The sequence below is a fragment of the Streptacidiphilus carbonis genome (assembly GCF_000787775.1).
Classification (GTDB): Bacteria; Actinomycetota; Actinomycetes; order Streptomycetales; family Streptomycetaceae; genus Streptacidiphilus; species Streptacidiphilus carbonis.
Map to the genome: position 1 here is coordinate 86756 of NZ_BBPM01000023.1, position 19459 is coordinate 106214.

Sequence of the window (19459 nt, forward strand, 5' to 3'; positions counted from 1 at the left end):
AGACCTGCGGAGGCCGCCCGCCGCACGGTTGCTGACGCCCTGTGGACAAACCGGGGGATGGGGAAAAGCCGCTCACCCGCAGGGGTGAACACCCAGGCTGGAATCAGCGGGGAGAGACGACGACCGCCAGCAGTCCGGGCCCCACATGCGCCCCGATCACCGCGCCCACCTCGCCGACGTACAGCTCGCCCAGACCGGGCACCCGTTCCCGCAGCCGCTCCGCGAGCTGCTGCGCCCCGGCCTCCGCCGCCAGATGATGCACCGCCAGATCGACCTCGCCGGTCCCGGCGTGCCGTATCGCTATCTCCTCCAGCCGCGCGATCGCCCGACTGGAGGTGCGCACCTTCTCCAGCGGTTCGATCCGGCCACCGGAGATGTGCAGCAGCGGCTTGACGGCCAGCGCCGACCCCAGCATCGCCTGGGCCGCGCCGATCCGTCCGCCGCGCCGCAGGTACTCCAGGGTGTTCACGTAGAAGAACCCGGCGGTCGCCCCGGCCCGCTTCTCCGCGGCGGTGGCGGCCTCGTCGACGCCGCCGCCGCGCTCGGCCACCTCGGCGGCGGCCAGCACGCAGTACCCGAGTGCCATGGCGACCATCCGGGTGTCCACCACCCGCACCGGAATGTCCGCCGCCTCCGCCGCCAGCACCGCCGCCTGGTAGGTGCCGGACAGCTCCGCCGACAGATGCACCGACACCACGCCCTCGGCACCCCGTCGGGCTGCGGCCCGATAGGCCGCCGCGAAGGCCTCCGGGTTCGGGCGCGATGTCGTGACGTGCACCTTCTTCCGCAGGGCCTCCGCCACGTCGCCTGGGCTGACCTCGACGCCCTCCTGCAGCACCCGGTCGCCCACCACCACGCTCAGCGGCACCACGTCGATGCCGTGCCGCGCCACCACCTCGTCGGAGAGATAGGCGGTGGAATCGGTGACCAGAGCGACGGGCATATCGGGGAGATTACCTGCCAGGACCTACCAGGGACAGGGCCGAAACCCCTGTTGACAGCTCAGCCCGGAAGGCGCTTCGCCGTCGCGTCCTCGACCGGCGCCCAGTGCCGCAGCGCCCCGGCCTCGGCCTCGCACTCCTCCCCCAACCGCAGCAGGTCCTCGTCCGCGAACCGGTGCAGCCGGTCCTGCGCGGCCCAGCGCAGCGAGGAGGCCAGATGCACGATCCGCTCGCCCCGCTCCTTCGCCACCGCGAACCTCGCCTCGACCCTTCCCGGCTCGGGCTCCCGCTCCAGCAACCGCAGTTCCCCGTCCAGGACGGAGGCGTGCCCCTCCAGTCGGCCGAGCAGTGCCATCGCGTCGACCAGCTGCGGGTCATCGGCCGAGCCGGCCTCCAGCACCCGGCGTGAGGCCGCCAGCGCTCCCCTGACCTCGGCCCGCAGCGCGGACACCTGTCCCTGCACCCCGCCCCTGGTCAGCGATCTGGCCTTGATCCCGACGTCCTCGACGGCCCGCCGGGCCTGCGGGGCGGCCTTCACCACAGCGCGCTTGGTCTTGACGACGGCCAGCGCCGCCACACCGACGACCGTGCCCGCCACCAGCACCAGCAGTCCGATCAGTACGAGCAGCAGTTCCACCGCGGTCTCCTCCCAAGGGGCTCTCCCCCACGGTAAGCCGCGACCGACCGGCCGCCTACCCGATCCGCCCCGAAGGCGGGGAAAGCCAGGGAAAGCTCAGGGGGACCCCGAACGGGGTCCCCCTGAGCCGGGCGCTGATGAACCGGCTGATGAACCGGCCGATGCTGCGGATCAGCCGGTGACGATGTTCACCAGCTTCGGCGCCCGGACGATCACCTTGCGCACGTCGGCGCCGCCGATCGCGGCGACCACGGCCGGGTCGGCCAGCGCCAGCGCCTCCAGGTCCGCGTCCGAGATGGCCGGCGGGATCTCCAGGCGGGCCTTGACCTTGCCCTTGACCTGCACCACGCAGGTGACCGTCTCGTCCACCAGGTACTCCGGGTCGGCGACCGGCAGCGGCTGGTGCACCAGCGAGGTGTCGTGGCCCAGTCGGCGCCACAGCTCCTCGGCGATGTGCGGGGCCAGCGGCGCGACCAGCAGCACCGCCTGCTCGGCCACCACCCGCGGCGTTGAGCCCCGTTTGACCAGGAAGTTGTTCAGCTCGGTGGCCTTGGCGACCGCCGTGTTGAACTTCAGCCCGGCCAGGTCGGTGCGGATGCCGTCGATGGCCTTGTTCAGCGCCCGCAGGGTGGCCTCGTCCGGCACCTCGTCGGTGACGACCACCGCCCCGGACTCCTCGTCCACCACCGTGCGCCACAGCCGCTGCAGGAAGCGGTAGGAGCCGACCACGGCCCGGGTGTCCCAGGGGCGGGAGACGTCCAGCGGGCCCATCGCCATCTCGTACAGCCGCAGGGTGTCCACGCTGTACTCGGCGGTGACCTCCTCCGGCGCGACCACGTTCTTCAGCGACTTGCCGATCTTGCCGATCTCCCGGCTGACCTGCTCGCCCTGGTAGAACCAGGCGCCGTCGCGCTCCTCGACCTCGGCCGCCGGGACCGGGAAGCCGCGGGCGTCGCGGTAGACCTGACCCTGGATCATGCCCTGGTTGAACAGCTTGTGGAACGGCTCCTTGGAGCTGACATGCCCCAGGTCGAACAGCACCTTGTGCCAGAACCGCGAGTACAGCAGGTGCAGCACCGCGTGCTCGGCGCCGCCGACGTACAGGTCGACGCCGCCCGCCGGCTTGGCCGCGTCCGGGCCCATCCAGTACTGCTCGTTGACCGGGTCGACGACCTGCTCGGCGTTGTCCGGGTCGACGTAGCGCAGCTCGTACCAGCAGGAGCCGGCCCAGTTGGGCATGGTGTTGGTCTCGCGGCGGTAGGTGCGCAGGCCCGCACCGTCGCCCAGGTCCAGCTCGACCGTGACCCAGTCCTCGCGGCGCGACAGCGGCGTCTCCGGGGAGGTGTCGGCGTCGTCCGGGTCGAAGGTGCGCGGGGAGTAGTCGTCGATCTCCGGCAGCTCGACCGGCAGCATCGAGTCGGGCAGCGGGTGCGCCACGCCGTCCTCGTCGTAGACGATCGGGAAGGGCTCGCCCCAGTAGCGCTGGCGGCTGAACAGCCAGTCGCGCAGCTTGAAGTTGACGGTGCCCTCGCCGATGCCGCGGCCCGCCAGCCACTCGGTGATCACCCGCTTGGCGTCGGCGACGCCCAGACCGTCCAGCGAGATCTCGTCGTTGGCGGAGTTGACCAGCGCCGCGTCGTAGGAGACGAAGGCCTCGTCCCAGCTGGAGGCGTCGGTGCCGCGGTCGTCGGAGGGCTGCACCACACAGCGCACCGGCAGCCTGAAGGCGCGGGCGAAGGCGAAGTCACGGGCGTCGTGCGCCGGGACCGCCATGATCGCGCCGGTGCCGTAGCCCATCAGCACGTAGTCGGCGATGAACACCGGGACCTGCTCGCCGCTGACCGGGTTGACCGCGTAGGCGCCGGTGAACACGCCGGTCTTGGCCTTGGCGTCGGCCTGGCGCTCAACGTCGGACTTGCTGGCGGCCAGCTTGCGGTACGCGGTGACGGCGTCGGCCGGGGTGGCGTGGCCGCCGGTCCACTCCTGCGGCAGGTCGGCACCGGGCCAGGCGGCCGGGACGATGGCGTCGACCAGCTCGTGCTCGGGGGCCAGCACCATGTAGGTGGCGCCGAACAGGGTGTCCTGACGGGTCGTGAAGACGGTGACCGCGGCATCCGGGTGCCCGGCGACGGCGAAGTCGACCTTGGCGCCCTCGCTGCGGCCGATCCAGTTGCGCTGCTGCAGCTTGATGGCGTCCGGCCAGTCCAGCAGGTCCAGGTCCTCGATCAGCCGGTCCCCGTACGCGGTGATCCGCATCATCCACTGACGCAGATTGGACTTGAACACCGGGAAGTTGCCGCGCTCGGAGCGGCCGTCCGCGGTGACCTCCTCGTTGGACAGCACCGTGCCCAGCCCGGGGCACCAGTTGACCGGGGCCTGCTTGATGTAGGCCAGCCGGTAGTCGCTCAGCACCTCGCCGCGCTCGACCGCGCTCAGCTCCGCCCAGGGGCGGCCGTCCGGGGTCGCCTGCTCGCCGCGCTCGAAGCGGGCGACCAGCTCGGTGATCGGACGCGCGGCACCGACCGGGCCCGACGGACCGACAGCACCCGCCTCGGGGTCGTACCAGGAGTTGAAGATCTGCAGGAAGATCCACTGGGTCCAGCGGTAGTACGAGGGGTCGATGGTGGCGATCGAACGGCGCTTGTCGTGACCCAGTCCCAGGCTGCGCAGCTGCCTGCGGTACATCTCCATGGCGGCCTCGGTGGACACCCGGGGGTGCGTGCCGGTCGCCACCGCGTGCTGCTCGGCCGGCAGCCCGAAGGCGTCGAAGCCCATGGTGTGCAGGACGTTGTGGCCGGTCATCCGCAGGAAGCGGGCGTAGACGTCGGTGGCGATGTAGCCCAGCGGATGGCCGACGTGCAGGCCGGATCCCGAGGGGTACGGGAACATGTCCATGATGAAGGCGTGCGGGCGGGACCCGACCTCCGCGGCGCCGCCGTCACCGGCCAGGTCGCCGACCGGGTTGGGGGCCTCGAAGACGCGCTCGCGCTCCCAGCGGTCCTGCCAGTCGCTCTCGATCCTCGCAGCCAGTGCGGGCGTGTAGCGGTACGCCTCGGGCGCCTCGGGTGTGGTCTCGCTCATCGTCTTCAGACTCCATCAGGGGTTGCTCGCTGCCTACTGTTCCGACGGCCGACGGTTCCGCTCCCGTCCTCCGCGGAGTCACGGCCCGCTGCGCGCCGCCCACCTGGGGTCTGCGTGGGGGTACGGGGGTCGCTCCCCGGAAAATCGGAGCAGAACGCAGAAAGACCCCTCTACATGAGGGGTCGCCACGCTGACTCCGGCCTGAAGCCGGTCCTCGTCAGCGCGGCCGGCTAAGAAGCAGGCGCACGGATCGCATGGGCACAGGGTACCGCAGTGCCGGATCCGCCCGCCCGCCCCTTGTCGTCCGCTGTCGTCTGCGTCCCGTCTGCTCCTGTCCGCTTCTATCCGCTTCTGTCCGCGTCCGTCCGCGTCCGTCCGCGTCCGCGTCGGCCTGCCGGAGCCCCTGCCGCTCCTGCGGCCCGTCCCGGCTAGCGCTGGGGCGCGCCGATGACGCCGCCGTGGGTCCTGGCGAAGCCGGGGAAGCCCGGCCGGAAGGACGCCAGGTACTGGCCGGTGGGGGTGCCGACGCCGGTCACGTCGTCGTAGCCGGCCACGGCGTGCAGGGAGGTGTCGTGGCCCATGGTCCGCAGTGTGGTGACGATGCCGTCGGCTGCGTCGGCGCCGTTGCGGAAGTCCTTGCGGACCATCGCCAGGGTGGTGTTCGCGCCGAGCGGGGTGTCGGTGACGTCGTGGAACGCCGGGGTGCCGTAGCGGGCGTAGAGCGCCGGGTTGGCGAAGCCCAGCGGCAGCCCGCCCTGGGCCTGCTGGGCCAGCGCCTGGATGGCGGCGATCACCGGGGTGGCCAGGCTGGTGCCGCCGATCCGGTACTCGCCGTAGTGGACGCTGTTGTCGGGCCAGGTCTCGGTCTGGCCGACCAGGAAGCCGGTCCCGGAGTCGGCGACGGCCGACACGTCCGGGACCACCCGGTGCCGACTGCCCTTCGCCCGGGCCAGGGTGGAGGGGACGATCTCGTGCTGGTAGAGCGGCTCGCCCACCCGGCCGCTGGTGCCGCCGCCGGCGCCGCCGCTGAAGGTTCCCGGTAGCTTCACCCAGCTGCGGCCGCCCTTGGCGAGGGCCGCGTTGTCGGTGCCCCAGCCGGTCTCGAAGCTGTAGTCACCGTTCTTGGCGGTGGCCAGCGAGGTCCCGCCGACCGCGGTCACCCAGGGCAGCGAGGCCGGCATCCCGGTCTCCCGCACACCCGTCTTGGCCTTGTAGTCGCCGTCGTCGCCGGTGGCGGCGTAGAAGCCGATGCCCTCGGCCGCACCGCGCATGAAGATGTCGTCGTAGACCGGGTCCGAGGACGGGTCGCTGCCGCTCTCCGGCTCGCCCCAGGAGTTGCTGACGATGTCGGCGAGCCGGCCGTCGACGATCCGGTCCAGGGCGTCGCTGAGGTCGGGGTCCTGGCAGGAGGCGGCCGCCGCGTAGAGGATGTCGGCACCGGGTGCGACACCGTGCACCGCCTCCACGTCCAGCGACTGCTCGCCGTACCAGCCGGAGGCGCCGCAGCCGTTGGGGAAGGCGGCGCTGGGGTCCTGGGTGTCGGTCCAGGTCTCCGGGCCGGTGCGGCTCAGCTGGCCGGGGCGGTAGGCGGGGTCGCCGTGGGCGGCGGCGTAGGTGGCGGCGTCCGAGCCGATGGTCGGCGAATCGTAGGCGTCCACGATGGCGACGGTGACGCCCGCGCCGGTGAGCTTGCTGTTGTCGACACCGTAGGCGTGGCGCAGCTGCTTGCCAGTGTAGCCGCGCAGCGCGTAGGGCTGCACCTTGCCGTAGGCGGCGGGGGTGCCGGTGGCGGGGGTGGCGCCGAAGTAGTCGGAGAACGGACCGGAGTTGGCGAACGCCGCCTCGGGCGGGGGCAGCAGGTCGCGCCGGTCGTGCCCGGTCTGCGGCACGGCGGAGGCCCCGGCGGGGACCTTGGTGGGGACCTTGGTGGGGGTGGTGGCGGAGACACCGGAGGGGGCGCCCGTGCGGGGGTTCACGCCGGCGCTCGCCGGGCCGGCCATGTGCGGGGCGTCGTCCAGACCGGTCACCGCGAGCACCGACGGGGCGACGGCAGCGGGAACGGTGGCCGCCGCGGCGGGCGCGCGGTACGTCCTGCCGTCCTTCCGGTAGGAGTGCAGCTGCGTGCCGAACGCCTGCCGCACCGACTTGGCGTCTCCCTGCACCGAGAGGAAGTGCGGGGTGGTCGACAGCACCCGGAACCCGGCCCCGGTGAGCCAGCCGCGGACGGCCTGCACCTGCTTGGGCGTCGCCGCGAACCGCTGCTTGATCTGGGCCGGCGTCAGATAGCGGCCGTAGGAGAGCGATCGGGGGTCCGAGACCGCCGTGGCCAGCGCCTCCAGACCGCGCCGGTCCCGCCCGGCGAAGTAGACCCGCACGGTTACCGGCGCCGCCGGCGCCACCTCGCCGCGGTCCGCGGAGGGCGCGGCCCAGGACGGGAGGGTGGCCGGCAGCACCACCCGGTCCTGGCGACCCTGCGCCGCAGCGGCGGGCACGACCGCGCCCGCCATGACCAGCGGCAGCGCGAGCAGGGCGGCGGTACGGAAGCGCGGACGCCGGGGGGATCCGGACGGGAGCGATCGTTCTCTGGGGGGACGCATGGGGACCTCTCTGGCAGGGGCGTGTCCTCATGACGATGTGCACCAGGGGTCCGCTCTAACGTCTGACTGCATCCGATTGGCGGATCATCAGCTGAATAATCATCAGATCGGGTCATCGTCACCGTCCTCAATCGGTCCTCGCTCGGTCATCGCGATGACCCGGGTGCGCGAACGGTAGGCCACGACACTCACCTCGGTATGGGTTTCGACGGACACCCCGGAGCGACCCGAACATCTCGGTAGCATCACGGCCACGCAAGCGAATCGGGGGACGCGTGTTCCGGGTGGGCCGTGGACCGGCACGACCTGGAACGAGAGTTGGACGAGTCGGAGGCAATCACGATGACCGCCCGTAAGAAGCGCACCGCAACTGCGCGCTCGATCCCCTTCCCGCTGTTCCTGCTCATGGTCTGCGCCGCGGTGACCATCGGCGCCACCTCACTGCGGGCGCTCGGCGGTGGTGCGGGCGCCCCCAGCATGACCAGCGCACTCGCCGGAACGGCCGGACGGGTGATGGCCTTCCTGGACTACTTCGCCGGGGTGTTCTGCCTGCTGTCCCTGACCGCCGCCGTGGTCTGCGGACTCGCCGCCACCGACCGGCTGGTGCTCAGCATCAAGCAGCGGGTGGCCATGCAGTCGGTCCATCGGGCGACGGCGGTGGCCGCACTGGGCTTCCTGGTCGTCCACATCGCCGTGAAGGTCGCCGAGCAGGAGGCCTCGCCGCTGGTGGTGCTGCTGCCGTTCAGCGGCGGGGCCACCTTCGCGGTGAGCATCGGCACGATCTCGGCCGACCTGCTGGTGCTGACCGCCGCGACCGGCGCGGTCCGCGGACGCTTCGCCAACAGCCGGCGGCCCTGGCTCTGGCGGCTGCTGCACGGCGGCGCCTACGCCTGCTGGCCGATAGCCCTGGCCCACGGCCTGACCGCGGGCCGGGCGGCAGCGACCTACGTGCTCTGGAGCTACGGGTCGTGCGCGGCACTGGTCGCGCTGGCGCTGATGGTCCGGGTGCTGAGCTCGGCCGAGCGCCGCTCGGCCCGGAAGCGCACGGACCGGACGCTGCTGGCGCACGAGCCGTCCCGGTCGGCCTGGAGCGGCGCGGCCGATGAGGAGCTGACGCTCGCGGTCCACGCCCAACTGCCGTCCGCCGCGAAGGATCCGGTCGAGTCGGTGACCGAGCCGGTGACCGTTCCGCTGGTCGAGCCGGTGGCCGTACCGGAGCCGGTCACCGCCACGATGCCGGTCGCCGTGCCCGTCGCGATGCCGGAGCCGCAGTACGTTCCGGACCAGTATCAGCAGCAGTACATGACTCAGCCTCAGCCGCAGTACGTGCCCTACGCCGAGCAGGTCCCGTACCCGCAACCCGTGGCCTACGCCGAGCATGTGCAGTACCCCGGGCCGGACCAGTACGGGTACCAGCCCGAGTACGCCGACGCCTACTCGGCCCTGGGCGGCTACGGCCCCGTCGGCGGCTACGGCTACCCCTCGGCGCCCTCCCCGTGGGCCGGGGACGGCAACGCCCGCCCGCACCCCGCGCTGGCCGAGACCCCGCCGCACGGTTTCGCCGTCCCCACCAACCTCTTCGCCACCCCCTACTACGTCCCCGACTCGATCGACGACAGCGGCGCCTGGTCCGCGCTCACCTGGGACACCCCGCCCTACGGCGTCCCGGTCCAGGCCGCCCCCGGCCGCGAGCACGGAGGCGGTTGGTGACGGCCCCCGAGGTCATGCGGCTGGGACCGGCCAGACTCACCGCCGGCCTCGACCAGCACGTACGACTGGGCCTGGAGGACCACCGCACCGCGCACGGACCGCTGCCGCGCTACGAACGCGACGATCTGCTCGCCCTGGCCGACCGCCTCGACCTGCGCGGCCGCGGCGGGGCCGGCTTCCCCTTCGCCCGCAAGGCGCGGGCCGTGCTGGCCACCGCCGACCGCACCGGGTACCGCCCGGTGGTGGTCGTCAACGCCACCGAGGGCGAGCCGGCCAGCGCCAAGGACCGGATGCTGCTGGCCCGCACCCCGCACCTGATCCTGGACGGCGCCTGCCTGGCCGCCGAGGCCTTCGGCGCCGAGGAGATCGTCGTCGGCGTCAGCGCCGGCGGGCCCGGCGAGACCGCGATCCCGCGTGCCGTGGACGAGCGGCAGCGGAAGGGCGCCAAGTCGCTGCTCCCCTGCCGGATCCGCACCGTCTGCCTGCCCGAGCGCTTTGTCGCCGGGGAGTCGGGCGCGCTGATCCGGGGCATCTCCGGCCTGCCCGCCGTCCCCCCCGAGCGCAAGGCGCGTGCCAGCGACGGCGGCAGGGGCGGTGTGCGCGGCAGGCCCACGCTGCTGTCCAACGCCGAGACCTTCGCCCAGCTCGCGGTCGCCGGACGGCTCGGTCCCGACGCCTACGCCGTGGTCGGCACCCCGGCCGAACCCGGGACGCTGCTGCTCACGCTCACCCGCACCGCGCTCCCCCCGCTGGTGGTCGAGGTCCCGGCGGGCGCTCCGATGGGTGTGGTGCTGGACACCTGCGGCATCCCGCCCGGCCAGGGGCTGCTGGTCGGCGGCTACCACGGCGCGTGGCTCCGGCCCGAGGACGCGGCGCACACGCCCCTGTCGCGCGCCGGGCTCGCCGGGGTCGGCGGCACCCTCGGTGCCGGGGCGATCGCCTCACTGCCCGACAACACCTGCCCGATCGGCGAGGTGGCCCGGATCGCCGCGTGGCTGGCGGCGCAGTCGGCCGGGCAGTGCGGCCCCTGCCGCCTCGGCCTGCCGAACACCGCCGACGCACTGACCCAGCTGGCCACCGGCGGCGGCGGTCCGTCCGCCCTGGACCAGGCCCGACGCACGGTGGCGGCGGTCCGCGGCCGGGGCGCCTGCGCGCACCCGGACGGCACCGCGCGCTTCGTGCTGTCGGCGCTGACCGTCTTCGCCGAGGATCTGGCCGTGCACGAGTCGGGACGCGGCTGCGGCCGCCCGGTCCGGGGGCTGCTGCCGCTGCCCGGCGAGACCGCCTCGGCGCTGCCCGCAGCGGGCGGGGCGAACGCGGAGGCGACGCTGGAGGTGGACTGGTCCCGCTGCGACGGCCACGGGCTGTGCGCGGCGGTCGCCCCCGAACTGGTCGCCCTCGGCCCGCACGGCTACCCGGTGATCGGCACCACCCCGATCGCCCCCTGGCTGGAGCACAGCGCCCGACGTGCCGTCAGCCAGTGCCCCGCGCTCGCGCTGCGGCTCAGCCGCCGGGCCGGGTAGGGGCCGGGGCCAGGTTCAGCCTGGGGTAGGGGTAGGGGTAGGGGGTTCGGGTTCGGGGGTTCGTGCTGACGTAAATGGCTTCGCCATCGGCGGGTCGCTGGGCGACGATCGCAACCATGACCGCGATGCGAAACTTCGAAGAGCTGGTGGCGGAGGCCGACGCAGTGTCCGTGGACGGCTGGGACTTCTCCTGGCTGGACGGCAGGGCCACCGAGCAGCGCCCCTCCTGGGGCTACCAGCGCGCCATGGGCGAGCGCTGGGCCCGGGCGGGCGCGGCGCTCGACATCGAGACCGGGGGCGGCGAGGTCCTCGCCGGGGCGCCCGCCGTGCCGCCAGCGGCGGCGGCCACGGAATCCTGGCCGCCGAACATCGAGAAGGCCACCCGGCTGCTGAACCCGCGCGGCATCGTGGTCGTCGCCCACAGCGGCGAGCCCCCGCTGCCCTTCGCCGACGCCGCCTTCGACCTGGTGACCAGCCGCCACCCGGTCCGTACCTGGTGGGACGAGATCGCCCGGGTGCTGGTGCCCGGCGGCAGCTACTTCTCCCGGCAAGTGGGCCCCGCCAGTGTGTTCGAGGTGGTCGAGTACTTCCTCGGCCCGCAGCCCCAGGAGTCACGTCGCGGGCGCCACCCGGAGGACGCCCGCAAGGCCGCAGAGGCGGCCGGCCTCGAGGTGGTGGACCTGCGAGTGGAGACCCTGCACACCGAGTTCTTCGATATCGGCGCGGTCGTCTACTTCCTACGCAAGGTGATCTGGATGGTCCCCGGCTTCACCGTCGACCAGTACCGCGAGCGGCTGCGCGAACTGGACCAGCAGATCCGCCGGGACGGCCCGTTCGTGGCGACCGCCGCGCGCTTCCTGATCGAGGCCCGCAAGCCGCGGTGACGGCTGGAGGGCCGAAAGGCGAGGCGGCGGGCCGGCAGGACGCCGAGCGCGCGGGGGCAGCGGGTCGCTGGTGCCACTGCCCCCGGCACGCGCCGTGCCGCCAACAATGATCATCAAAGCGGCCTCGAACAAGTGATTGACGGGTGCCTGAATCGGAAACTGCGGGAACCAGAACGCACCTGCCTCCCCGTCCGATCGGACGCACACAGGCGACATGACTAGGATCGGCAACGCCTTTCCGGGGAAGGCAGCCGATCGATCGGGGAGAACGCCGGTGGAGACTGGTACGTCGGGCGTCAGCGAGCACGCGGAACTGCTGTACGCCGAGCTGGTCCGCAACGGCGTCGCGGGGCAGGAGCCCGCCCCGTCCGAGGCGCTCGAAGAGCTGCTGGAGCTGGGACTCGTGAGCAGGCACGCGGAGGGCGGTCTCGTGCTGAACGATCCGGCATCCGTCAGCCTCCAATTGAGCCTACGCCTGTCCTCGGAGGTCAGCACGCTGCTGCAGGAGGCCGCAGCAGTACAGCAACGCCTGGCTGACATCAGCGACGAATTCCATGAGGCGCAAAGGGACTCTGCCGGACCGGTGACCTACCTCCACGGCCTGGAAGTGATCAACGATGCCATCGGGAACGCCGTCGGAAAGATCGAGTTCGAGATGCTCTGCGCCCAACCCCATGGCACGCGCAGCCAGGAGAACCTGGATCTCTCCTACCGGCGTGACAAGCCTGCCCTGGACCGGGGTGTGACCATCCGTACGATCTACCAGACCAACCAACGGCAGAAGCCGATGATGCGTGACCACGTCCGGCGCTCAACGAAGGCCGGCGAGCTCGTGCGTACAGTGCCCTGGCCGTTCACTCGAGCCATCATCATCGATCGCAAAGTCGCCTTCATGCCGAACACCGGACTCAGCGACGTCTTTCAGGACACGGGGATCCGCAGGGACCCCTACCGTTCAGCACTCTGTGTGAATGATCCGTTGCTCGTTGCACATTTCGTCGAGCATTTCGAGTTCTCTTGGGCGCTGGGGCAGCAGTGGGACGGGGCAGTAACCGGAGAGCACGCCGCCCCGCCTCTGGATCAGTGGGAGCGGTTGATCCTGGAGTACTTGGACCAGGACCTGTCCCTGGAAGCGATCGCAGCACGACTCTCGATCTCCGAACGCACTCTCGGAAAACGCCTTACAGCTCTCAGGGCCAAGATGGAGGTGAACTCGCTCTACGGCCTCGGCCGCAAGTGGCAGGGGTTGAAGAAGCAGCCCTTCCCTGCTCCGGTACCCGAATCCTCCGAGCTGAGAGGGAGCGTGCACGAGTGACTGAGGGTCAGCCGGAGTCCATCCTCGGCGCCGGGGCCGAGGAGTTGTTCTCGCGCTTGCTGGCGCCTTGGCATCCTCTCCTCACGTCAGAGTTGGAGGCCAGGGCCTCGGACGTGGAAGAACTGTTGGCTTTCGGCCTCACGCGGCGTTCCAATTCGGCCGCTTCGGGGCTGTCACCGGTGGATCCCGGCATGGTTGCAGCGGAGTTGAGCGGGCGCAACACTGCCACCGCCGAGACTCTGATTCACCAAGCCGCACCTCTACTGACGGCTCTTCAAAGGCTCACGCGCGAGCATCGTCGCCTCACCAGAGAGCGCGGAGAAGTCCTGTACCTGCACGAGGCGCAATCGATGGAGCAGGCAATCGCCGAGGCTCTCAACGGCGTAGGACACGAGATCCTCGCCTGCCTCCCCCAAGGGCCACCAGACATCGCCGCATCCCAGGTAGCCACGGGCGTGCGCACTGCACTGGCAAGGGGGCTCCCGGTCCGGGCGATCTATCCCAATGTGGCACGCCAACAGGACCATTTGCGCAGTCATATCGAGGCGGTGACCCGGAGAGGCGCGCAAGTCCGTACTGTCCCCTGGCTGTTCACTCAGGCACTGATCATCGATCGCCACATCGCCTTCCTGCCGGAAGCCGTTGCCTCTCAGGTACCTGACAGGTCAGGGCCGACCGGCTCGGCAGGACGCCACTTGAAAATCCCCAACCCCAACATCGTGGCTCACTTCGTCGACCACTTTGAGCTGTTGTGGGCCATGGGGCAGCACTGGGACGGGGCAGCGACGTCCGGCGACCTCCTACCGATCACCCTGGACGACGAGGAGCTGGCGATCCTGCGCTTCCTCGACCAGGGGCTGACCATGGACGCCATCGCGAACCGTCTCGGCGTCTCGGAGCGCACGCTGAGCAACCGGCTGGCCCAGCTGAAGGGCAAGTTCAACGTGACCAGTCTGTACGCATTGGGCAGCCGCTGGCAGGCCCTGCAGGACAGCCAATCCATCCCGGGGCCGCGAGACCCGGGGGCCGCCGACGCCGACGCCGATTGAAAGCGAGGCGCCGCGACCGGGGGTGACGCGGCGCCTCGTACCTGGACCGCCGAGGAGGGTCGGCCCTGGGTGTGACTCGATAATTGCGTACGCCAACTTGGCGCGTCCATGCCCTCTGAACGGCTAGCATGTGCCAGGCCAACATTTGCCAGTCACCACAGTCACTCCCGCCCCCCGTGACGGCAGGGGCGAGGTCGAGGGCACTGGCGGGGCGGCTGTGGCCATTGCTTGCCATGCCATCGGTGGCCGGTGGGATTATCTGGACACACGTGCGAGATCCGGGCGAGGATCTGCTCATCCCCCCGAAGGGCCGCCGGCGCCGGCCGCTCTACCCAGTCCCACCGACACTCCGACTCGGTACTTCGTACCCGGTCGGGGCTGTCGGCTGTCTCGACGGAGCTGAGCATGAGTGAGTACCTGGTCGAGGACGGCACAGCCGACAGGACCGCAGCTGTGGAGCCACAGCTCCTGCGGGTTTTTCTGGCCACCCCCTCGCTGCGCCTGACCGGTCCTGCCGACGGCGTCTTCCCCCTGGCCCTCCGGGCCCGGGTCACCGCCCTGCGCGAGGCGCTGCTGGGCAGCGGCGTGCGGGTGTTCTCCTCGCATCACGACCAGTCCTGGGTCGCCCGCGGCGCCGCCGAGAGCCCCCGGGTCCCCTCCACGCACCGTGCGGTGATGACCGCCGACGTGGTGGTCGCCTGTGTCGGCTCGCCGTTGTCGTCGGGCGTGGCCCTCGAACTCGGCTGGGCCTCTGCCATGCGCAAGCCGATCATCCTGCTGGTCGACCGCGCCGTCGAGCACAACCCCCTCGTGGAATCCCTTGAGGAGGTCTGCCCGGTCTTCCCCCTCGCCTACGACAATTCCTGGTCGGCCACGGCGCTCCAGCAGATCCTCGTCACCGCACTGGACTGGGCGGACAACACCATCTGGCCGAGCGCCGACGAGATGGGTGCGACTTCCGCTCCGACCAGCTAAGGTCTGGCTTACGCGGCCTGGCACTGGCCGGCAGCGAAGGTTGGGGAGAGCTGGCGGTGGAGCGGCGTGATCTGACGCCCCAGGAAGAGGCGGTCTACGGGCTGGTACTCGAGCAGGGCAAAGTTCCCGTGGCCGAGGTCAAGTCACAGCCGAACGGGGAAGAGGCCCTGACGCATCTGATGGCCTTCGGGCTGCTGGCCACCAATCCCCTCTACCCTGATGTTGTCGTCGCGGTTGATCCGGCGCTTGCCGTCGCCCGCCAGTCATCGCGGGTCCTGGAGGAAATCGCTCGCGACCTGGGATGGGTATCTCGGCTACCCCAGAACACTGCCACGCTTGCCCAGCAGTACTGGACGGCCCAAAAGGCGCAGAGCGGTCTGATTGAAGTAGTCAGAGGTGCTCCGGCCATCGGCCAGCGGCTGGAACTGTTGTTGGACAGTTGCCGAACTCGAATGCTCACGGTCCATCCCGAAGCGAGCCGTAGGGCGCCTGAGATCGAGTCAGTACTGGGGCGCGATCTGGATGTGATCCAACGCGGTGCCGATGTCAGAATCCTCTATCTGGCCCCGGTGCGACGCCAGGTCGCCGTGCAGGCGTATGTGAAAGCCGTGACCGCCGTCGGGGCCCGGGTACGGACACTTCCGCGCCTGCCGCTGCGCCAGTTCGTCATCGACAACGTCGTGATCGTCCCTTACCAGGGTGACGTGAGCGCAGCCGTGTTCATTCAGGACCCCTCAACCGTCGCCGCCATGGTCGAGGTCTTCGAACTGCTGTGGACTCTCGGTGAGGACTTCACGCCACGCACAAGCCGCGAGGAGCAGGTGGAGGAGACACTGCTCACCGTGATGCGCATGCTGGTCGAAGGGGCCAGCACTCGACAGATCGCGAGAGAGCTTGGACTCAGCGAGCGAATGGTCACGCGTCTTCGTGCAGAGATCAGCGACGAGTACGACACCGATTCGGCGGTCCGCCTCGGCTGGCTGCTTCGCGAGCGCTACCCCAATGGAATCAAGTAGGGCGGCCACCAACTCGCCGCCCCACCGAAGATCTGCGTACGTCTACTGGGTGAGCCGCCCTGCTTCCGTCGGCCAGGACGAGTCGGCCTGGACGGTGCTGTGGCTCTGCGACTTGACACTTTGCGCGCTCACGCCTGGCGCAACTACCCCAATCCCAACACCGACGACAGCAGCGCCGACCATGAGTAGTGATGCGACCTTCATCCCAATTCGGCTGCGCTTCACGTGCTTGACTCCTCTCGGTGGGGCCGAGGGCGCCCCGTCATGTCGGCTCTAATCCGACAATCATGCCAGTACGCGCACAACGATAGCCCATGATCGCACGCAGCCGATAGGTCCGAGGAACAGTGACAATTCGGTACAGGGACCGGGTTTCCACTGGTGACTGATGTACCTTCAGCAGTTGCCACTGTGCCACCACGATCCGGGGTTTGCAGCAAGACTCGGGTACGAAGCTACTTCCCTCACAACCACCGACCGGGGAAGATGGGGACATGCCAATCGACGCTTCCGAAGCCATCCCGCTGCTGGCGCAGATTCACACGCGCGCTCGCGAGCAAAAGCAGGAACTCTGGGAGCTCGCGCTTCGCGCGTTCCAGGCCGGCGCGGCACCGGCCAGCATCGCGCGGGTCATGGGGCTGGGACTGAACGAGGCTGAAATCGGTCATCTGGAGCAGAGCCTTGCTGCCGCCTCCGACGTCGAATCAGGGCAGGGTGAGATTGCCCCCGCCTCGCGGGCGTCCTGAGCGCAGCGCAAAGATCCCGCCCGGTCCGTGGACCGGGCGGGATCTGCTGTGGAGCTACGGGGAATTGAACCCCGGACCTCTTGCATGCCATGCAAGCGCTCTACCAACTGAGCTACAGCCCCGGATCGCCGCGTCGGAGTCCCGAATCCGGTTCCCCTGGCGACGACTCTCACTGTACACGGTCGGGAAGGCGCCCCACCAATTACTTGTCACGCCTCCGACCTGCGAGGACCGCTCCGACGAGCATCAGGATGCCGACCCCTGCGGTCGTGGTCGCGAGGGCGTGGCCGGAGGTCGAGGCGGAGGCCGGGTAGCTCACCCGGCTGAGGAAGAGCGTGCCCAGGGTGGCCACGCCGACCACGCTGCCCAGCTGGATCATGGTGACCAGCACCCCGCTGGCGTCCGCCGCGTCGACCGGGGCGACCCGCCCCAGGGCCCGGCCCATCAGCGGGCCGTACGCGCAGCCGCCGATCAGGCCGAGCGGCAGCAGCGCGATCTCGACGGCGGCGCCCACCCGCTGGCCGTCCCGGAGCAGCAGGCCGACCGAGGCGTAGCCGATTGCGCAGAGGGCCAGGGCGGCGATCGGGAGCTGCTGGTGCAGCCGCTTCGGCAGCCGCTGCCAGTACATCCCGGAGACCCCGAACCCGACCGACATCGGCAGGAAGACCAGCCCCGCGCTGAGCGGGCTCAGCCCGAGCCCGGCCTGGACGTGCATCGCCATGGCGAACATGAAGCTGCCGACGCAGCACATGATCAGGAAGAGCGCGGTGCCCGCGGTGAGCAGTCCGGGCGAGCGCAGCACCCGGCCGCGGATCAGCGGGCTGCCGCCACCGGCCGCCACCCGGCGTTCGACCAGTCCGAACAGGGCGAACAGCAGCACGCTCGCGCCGAGCATCAGCCAGCCCCACACCGGCCAGTGCTCCTCGTGCCCCATCACCAGCGGCACCACCAGCAGGCCCAGCGCCGCCGCCAGGGTGACCAGGCCGGCCAGGTCCAGCTTGCGCTCGCGGTTGCCGGGGATCTCCGGGAGCAGCTTGCGCCCGGCCGCCAGCAGCACCACCCCCACCGGGACGTTCACCAGGAACACCGGCCGCCAGCCCGAGCCGAAGAGGTTCGCGTTGACCAGGATCCCGCCGACCACCTGGCCGACGACCCCGCCCCCCGCGATCACCGCGGTGTAGCCGCCGAGGGCGCGCAGCCGGGCCGGGCCCTCGAAGGTGCGCTGGATCAGGCTCATCACCTGCGGCACCATCAGCGCGGCGCCGACCCCCTGCAGCACCCGGAAGCCGATCAGCGTATCGGCGCCGGGCGCCAGCCCGCAGGCCAGCGAGGCGAGGGTGAAGCCGGCCACACCCAACCGGAAGATCCGGCTGAAGCCGTGCCGCTCGCCCAGTCTGGCGCCGGTGATCAGCAGCACGGCGTAGGCGATCGTGTAGCCGGCGATGACCAGTTGCAGGGCCGCCCCCGACGCGTGCAGATCGGTGCGGATGACCGGCGCCGCGACATTGACGATGAAGACGTCCAGGACGGCCATGAACTGCCCGACCAGGATCAGCGCCAGCAGCCGTCCAGGACGGGCGGTCGCCGTCCCCGGTGGCGCCGCACCGCGGCTGCTGGAGCCAACTGACTTGGTGGAGACGGAGGTTGTCGCTGCGTGAGTGATCTGCGTATCGGCCATGCGACTATCGTGGCGGCCGCCTGGTACAGGTAGTTAGAGCCTGCCGATGCTGGTACTGGGAGTACCTGTCAGCGGATGCGCCGATGCGGCAGCATGGGTCCATGAGCGTGATGGACGCACCTCTCAGCAACCGTTCGGCGGCCGCCCCGCGCCGCACCGAGCTCGCCGCCTTCCTCAAGGCCCGCCGGGCCCGGGTCACCCCCGAGGACGTGGGCATGGCCCCCGGCCTGCGCCGTCGCACGCCCGGGCTGCGCCGCGAGGAAGTCGCGCAGCTCGCCGGTGTCGGTGTCACCTGGTACACCTGGCTGGAGCAGGGGCGCCCCATCAACGCCAGCGAACAGGTGCTCGGTGCGATCGCCCGCACCCTCAAGCTGGACGCGGCCGAGAGCAGCCATCTCTTCGTCCTCGCCGGTCTGCAGCCCGTCACCCCCGCGAACGACTTCTGCCCGCTGACCCCGGAGATCCAGACCATCCTGGACGCTCTCTCCCCGCTCCCCGCCGCGGTCAGCAGCGCCCGCTTCGACATCCTGCGCTGGAACGCCGCCTATGAGGCGCTGTTCCCCGGCGCCACCCTCACCGACGCCGGGCGGCACAACAGCATGTGGTGCACCGCGACGGTCCCGGAGTGCTGCAACGCCTTCGTCAACCGGGCGGAGGAGCTGCCGAGGATGGTCGCGGTGCTGCGCTCCGGCTACGGGAAGCACGTCGGCGAACCGTACTGGGAGGACTTCATCCGCGACCTGGTCGCGGCCAGTCCGGAGTTCGCCCGGCTCTGGGCCCAGCAGGACGTGGCCGGGCACTCCGTCCGCCACAAGATCTTCCGGCACGCGGCCGTCGGCGAGGTGCGGATGTCGGCGACCAATCTCAACGCGATGGGCATGCCCGAGGGGCGGATCGTCGTCTACACCCCGCAGGACGAGGAGAGCCGGCAGCGGATCGAGTGGCTGCTGGCCAACCCGGGCCTCCCGGTGGTCGACCACACCCACTGAGAACCCGGCCCGGAATGCCGAGAGGGCCGCCCCGATGGGGCGGCCCTCTCGAACTGCTGTGGAGCTACGGGGAATTGAACCCCGGACCTCTTGCATGCCATGCAAGCGCTCTACCAACTGAGCTACAGCCCCGTATGACGTTGTCTTGCCGATGCTGCTCTGTACTGCGTGGAGCTACGGGGAATTGAACCCCGGACCTCTTGCATGCCATGCAAGCGCTCTACCAACTGAGCTACAGCCCCGCTGTTCCCCCGGCCGTTTCCGGCGGTGCGAACGAAGGAAACTTTAGCGGCAGAAGGGCCGAACTGCGAAATCCGG

General features: G+C 70.6%; 14 protein-coding genes and 3 tRNA genes. 9 read left to right on the plus strand and 8 right to left on the minus strand.

Annotation, left to right across the window (positions count from 1 at the left end; genetic code table 11):
* Positions 1-103: 103 nt before the first annotated feature.
* The 4 genes from TR46_RS19675 to TR46_RS19690 all read right to left on the minus strand — a co-directional run bounded on the left by TR46_RS19675 (position 104) and on the right by TR46_RS19690 (position 7256).
* Positions 104-943, minus strand: coding sequence for a DegV family protein (locus tag TR46_RS19675; protein ID WP_042402949.1), 840 nt, complete (start codon positions 941-943; stop codon positions 104-106).
* A 59-nt stretch (positions 944-1002) separates the two neighbouring features.
* A complete protein-coding gene (locus TR46_RS19680; RefSeq protein WP_042402952.1) occupies positions 1003-1578 on the minus strand; it encodes a hypothetical protein in 576 nt (191 codons plus the stop codon).
* Between the two features lie 171 nt (positions 1579-1749).
* Entirely contained in the window at positions 1750-4659 is a 2910-nt protein-coding gene (gene leuS, locus TR46_RS19685; RefSeq protein WP_042402955.1) for a leucine--tRNA ligase, read from the minus strand.
* A gap of 428 nt (positions 4660-5087) precedes the next feature.
* Positions 5088-7256 carry a S53 family peptidase gene (locus TR46_RS19690; RefSeq protein ID WP_063770627.1) on the minus strand — a complete coding sequence of 723 codons (2169 nt, stop codon included), beginning with the start codon at positions 7254-7256 and terminating at the stop codon, positions 5088-5090.
* A gap of 342 nt (positions 7257-7598) precedes the next feature.
* Between TR46_RS19690 and TR46_RS38105 the strand changes: the two genes are divergently transcribed.
* The 8 genes from TR46_RS38105 to TR46_RS19730 all read left to right on the plus strand — a co-directional run bounded on the left by TR46_RS38105 (position 7599) and on the right by TR46_RS19730 (position 16474).
* Positions 7599-8966 carry a hypothetical protein gene (locus TR46_RS38105; RefSeq protein ID WP_152626573.1) on the plus strand — a complete coding sequence of 456 codons (1368 nt, stop codon included), beginning with the start codon at positions 7599-7601 and terminating at the stop codon, positions 8964-8966.
* Positions 8963-10489 carry an NADH-quinone oxidoreductase subunit NuoF family protein gene (locus tag TR46_RS19700; RefSeq protein WP_042402958.1) on the plus strand — a complete coding sequence of 509 codons (1527 nt, stop codon included), beginning with the start codon at positions 8963-8965 and terminating at the stop codon, positions 10487-10489. The genes TR46_RS38105 and TR46_RS19700 overlap by 4 nt, the downstream gene beginning before the upstream one ends.
* Positions 10490-10605: 116 nt before the next feature.
* Positions 10606-11373: a methyltransferase domain-containing protein gene (locus TR46_RS19705; protein WP_042402962.1), complete on the plus strand. Its 768-nt coding sequence runs from the start codon at positions 10606-10608 to the stop codon at positions 11371-11373.
* Positions 11374-11647: 274 nt separating this feature from the next.
* Positions 11648-12688, plus strand: coding sequence for a LuxR C-terminal-related transcriptional regulator (locus tag TR46_RS19710; RefSeq protein ID WP_042402965.1), 1041 nt, complete (start codon positions 11648-11650; stop codon positions 12686-12688).
* Positions 12685-13737 (plus strand): helix-turn-helix transcriptional regulator, encoded by a 1053-nt coding sequence (locus tag TR46_RS19715; RefSeq protein WP_042402967.1) that lies wholly within the window; start codon positions 12685-12687, stop codon positions 13735-13737. The genes TR46_RS19710 and TR46_RS19715 overlap by 4 nt, the downstream gene beginning before the upstream one ends.
* Before the next feature lie 405 nt (positions 13738-14142).
* Positions 14143-14712, plus strand: coding sequence for a nucleoside 2-deoxyribosyltransferase (locus TR46_RS38110; RefSeq protein WP_052432934.1), 570 nt, complete (start codon positions 14143-14145; stop codon positions 14710-14712).
* A gap of 56 nt (positions 14713-14768) precedes the next feature.
* Entirely contained in the window at positions 14769-15728 is a 960-nt protein-coding gene (locus tag TR46_RS19725) for a LuxR C-terminal-related transcriptional regulator (protein ID WP_042402971.1), read from the plus strand.
* A 494-nt stretch (positions 15729-16222) separates the two neighbouring features.
* Complete coding sequence (locus tag TR46_RS19730; RefSeq protein WP_042402973.1) at positions 16223-16474, plus strand: hypothetical protein; 252 nt, start codon at positions 16223-16225, stop codon at positions 16472-16474.
* A 49-nt stretch (positions 16475-16523) separates the two neighbouring features.
* Here the strand turns inward: TR46_RS19730 and TR46_RS19735 are convergent.
* Positions 16524-16596: transfer RNA gene (locus TR46_RS19735), tRNA-Ala, on the minus strand.
* An 80-nt stretch (positions 16597-16676) separates the two neighbouring features.
* The gene (locus TR46_RS19740; protein WP_084718732.1) at positions 16677-18152 is read right to left on the minus strand and encodes an MFS transporter; all 1476 of its coding nucleotides are present in this window, start codon (positions 18150-18152) and stop codon (positions 16677-16679) included.
* Between the two features lie 101 nt (positions 18153-18253).
* Between TR46_RS19740 and TR46_RS19745 the strand changes: the two genes are divergently transcribed.
* Positions 18254-19141 carry a helix-turn-helix transcriptional regulator gene (locus TR46_RS19745; RefSeq protein ID WP_084718733.1) on the plus strand — a complete coding sequence of 296 codons (888 nt, stop codon included), beginning with the start codon at positions 18254-18256 and terminating at the stop codon, positions 19139-19141.
* A gap of 59 nt (positions 19142-19200) precedes the next feature.
* On the opposite strand, the gene TR46_RS19750 is transcribed toward TR46_RS19745, so the two are convergent.
* Positions 19201-19273 (minus strand) — tRNA-Ala (locus TR46_RS19750).
* Between the two features lie 37 nt (positions 19274-19310).
* Positions 19311-19383 (minus strand) — tRNA-Ala (locus TR46_RS19755).
* Between the last annotated feature and the right edge of the window lie 76 nt (positions 19384-19459).

Bases quoted from the DNA above. Each gene is read 5' to 3' on its own strand.
- TR46_RS19740 (WP_084718732.1), bottom strand. From the start codon at position 18,152: ATGGCCGATACGCAGATCACTCACGCAGCGACAACCTCCGTCTCCACC.
- TR46_RS19730 (WP_042402973.1), top strand. From the start codon at position 16,223: ATGCCAATCGACGCTTCCGAAGCCATCCCGCTGCTGGCGCAGATTCAC.
- TR46_RS38110 (WP_052432934.1), top strand. From the start codon at position 14,143: ATGAGTGAGTACCTGGTCGAGGACGGCACAGCCGACAGGACCGCAGCT.
- leuS (WP_042402955.1), bottom strand. From the start codon at position 4,659: ATGAGCGAGACCACACCCGAGGCGCCCGAGGCGTACCGCTACACGCCC.
- TR46_RS19745 (WP_084718733.1), top strand. From the start codon at position 18,254: ATGAGCGTGATGGACGCACCTCTCAGCAACCGTTCGGCGGCCGCCCCG.
- TR46_RS19675 (WP_042402949.1), bottom strand. From the start codon at position 943: ATGCCCGTCGCTCTGGTCACCGATTCCACCGCCTATCTCTCCGACGAG.
- TR46_RS19690 (WP_063770627.1), bottom strand. From the start codon at position 7,256: ATGCGTCCCCCCAGAGAACGATCGCTCCCGTCCGGATCCCCCCGGCGT.
- TR46_RS38105 (WP_152626573.1), top strand. From the start codon at position 7,599: ATGACCGCCCGTAAGAAGCGCACCGCAACTGCGCGCTCGATCCCCTTC.
- TR46_RS19705 (WP_042402962.1), top strand. From the start codon at position 10,606: ATGACCGCGATGCGAAACTTCGAAGAGCTGGTGGCGGAGGCCGACGCA.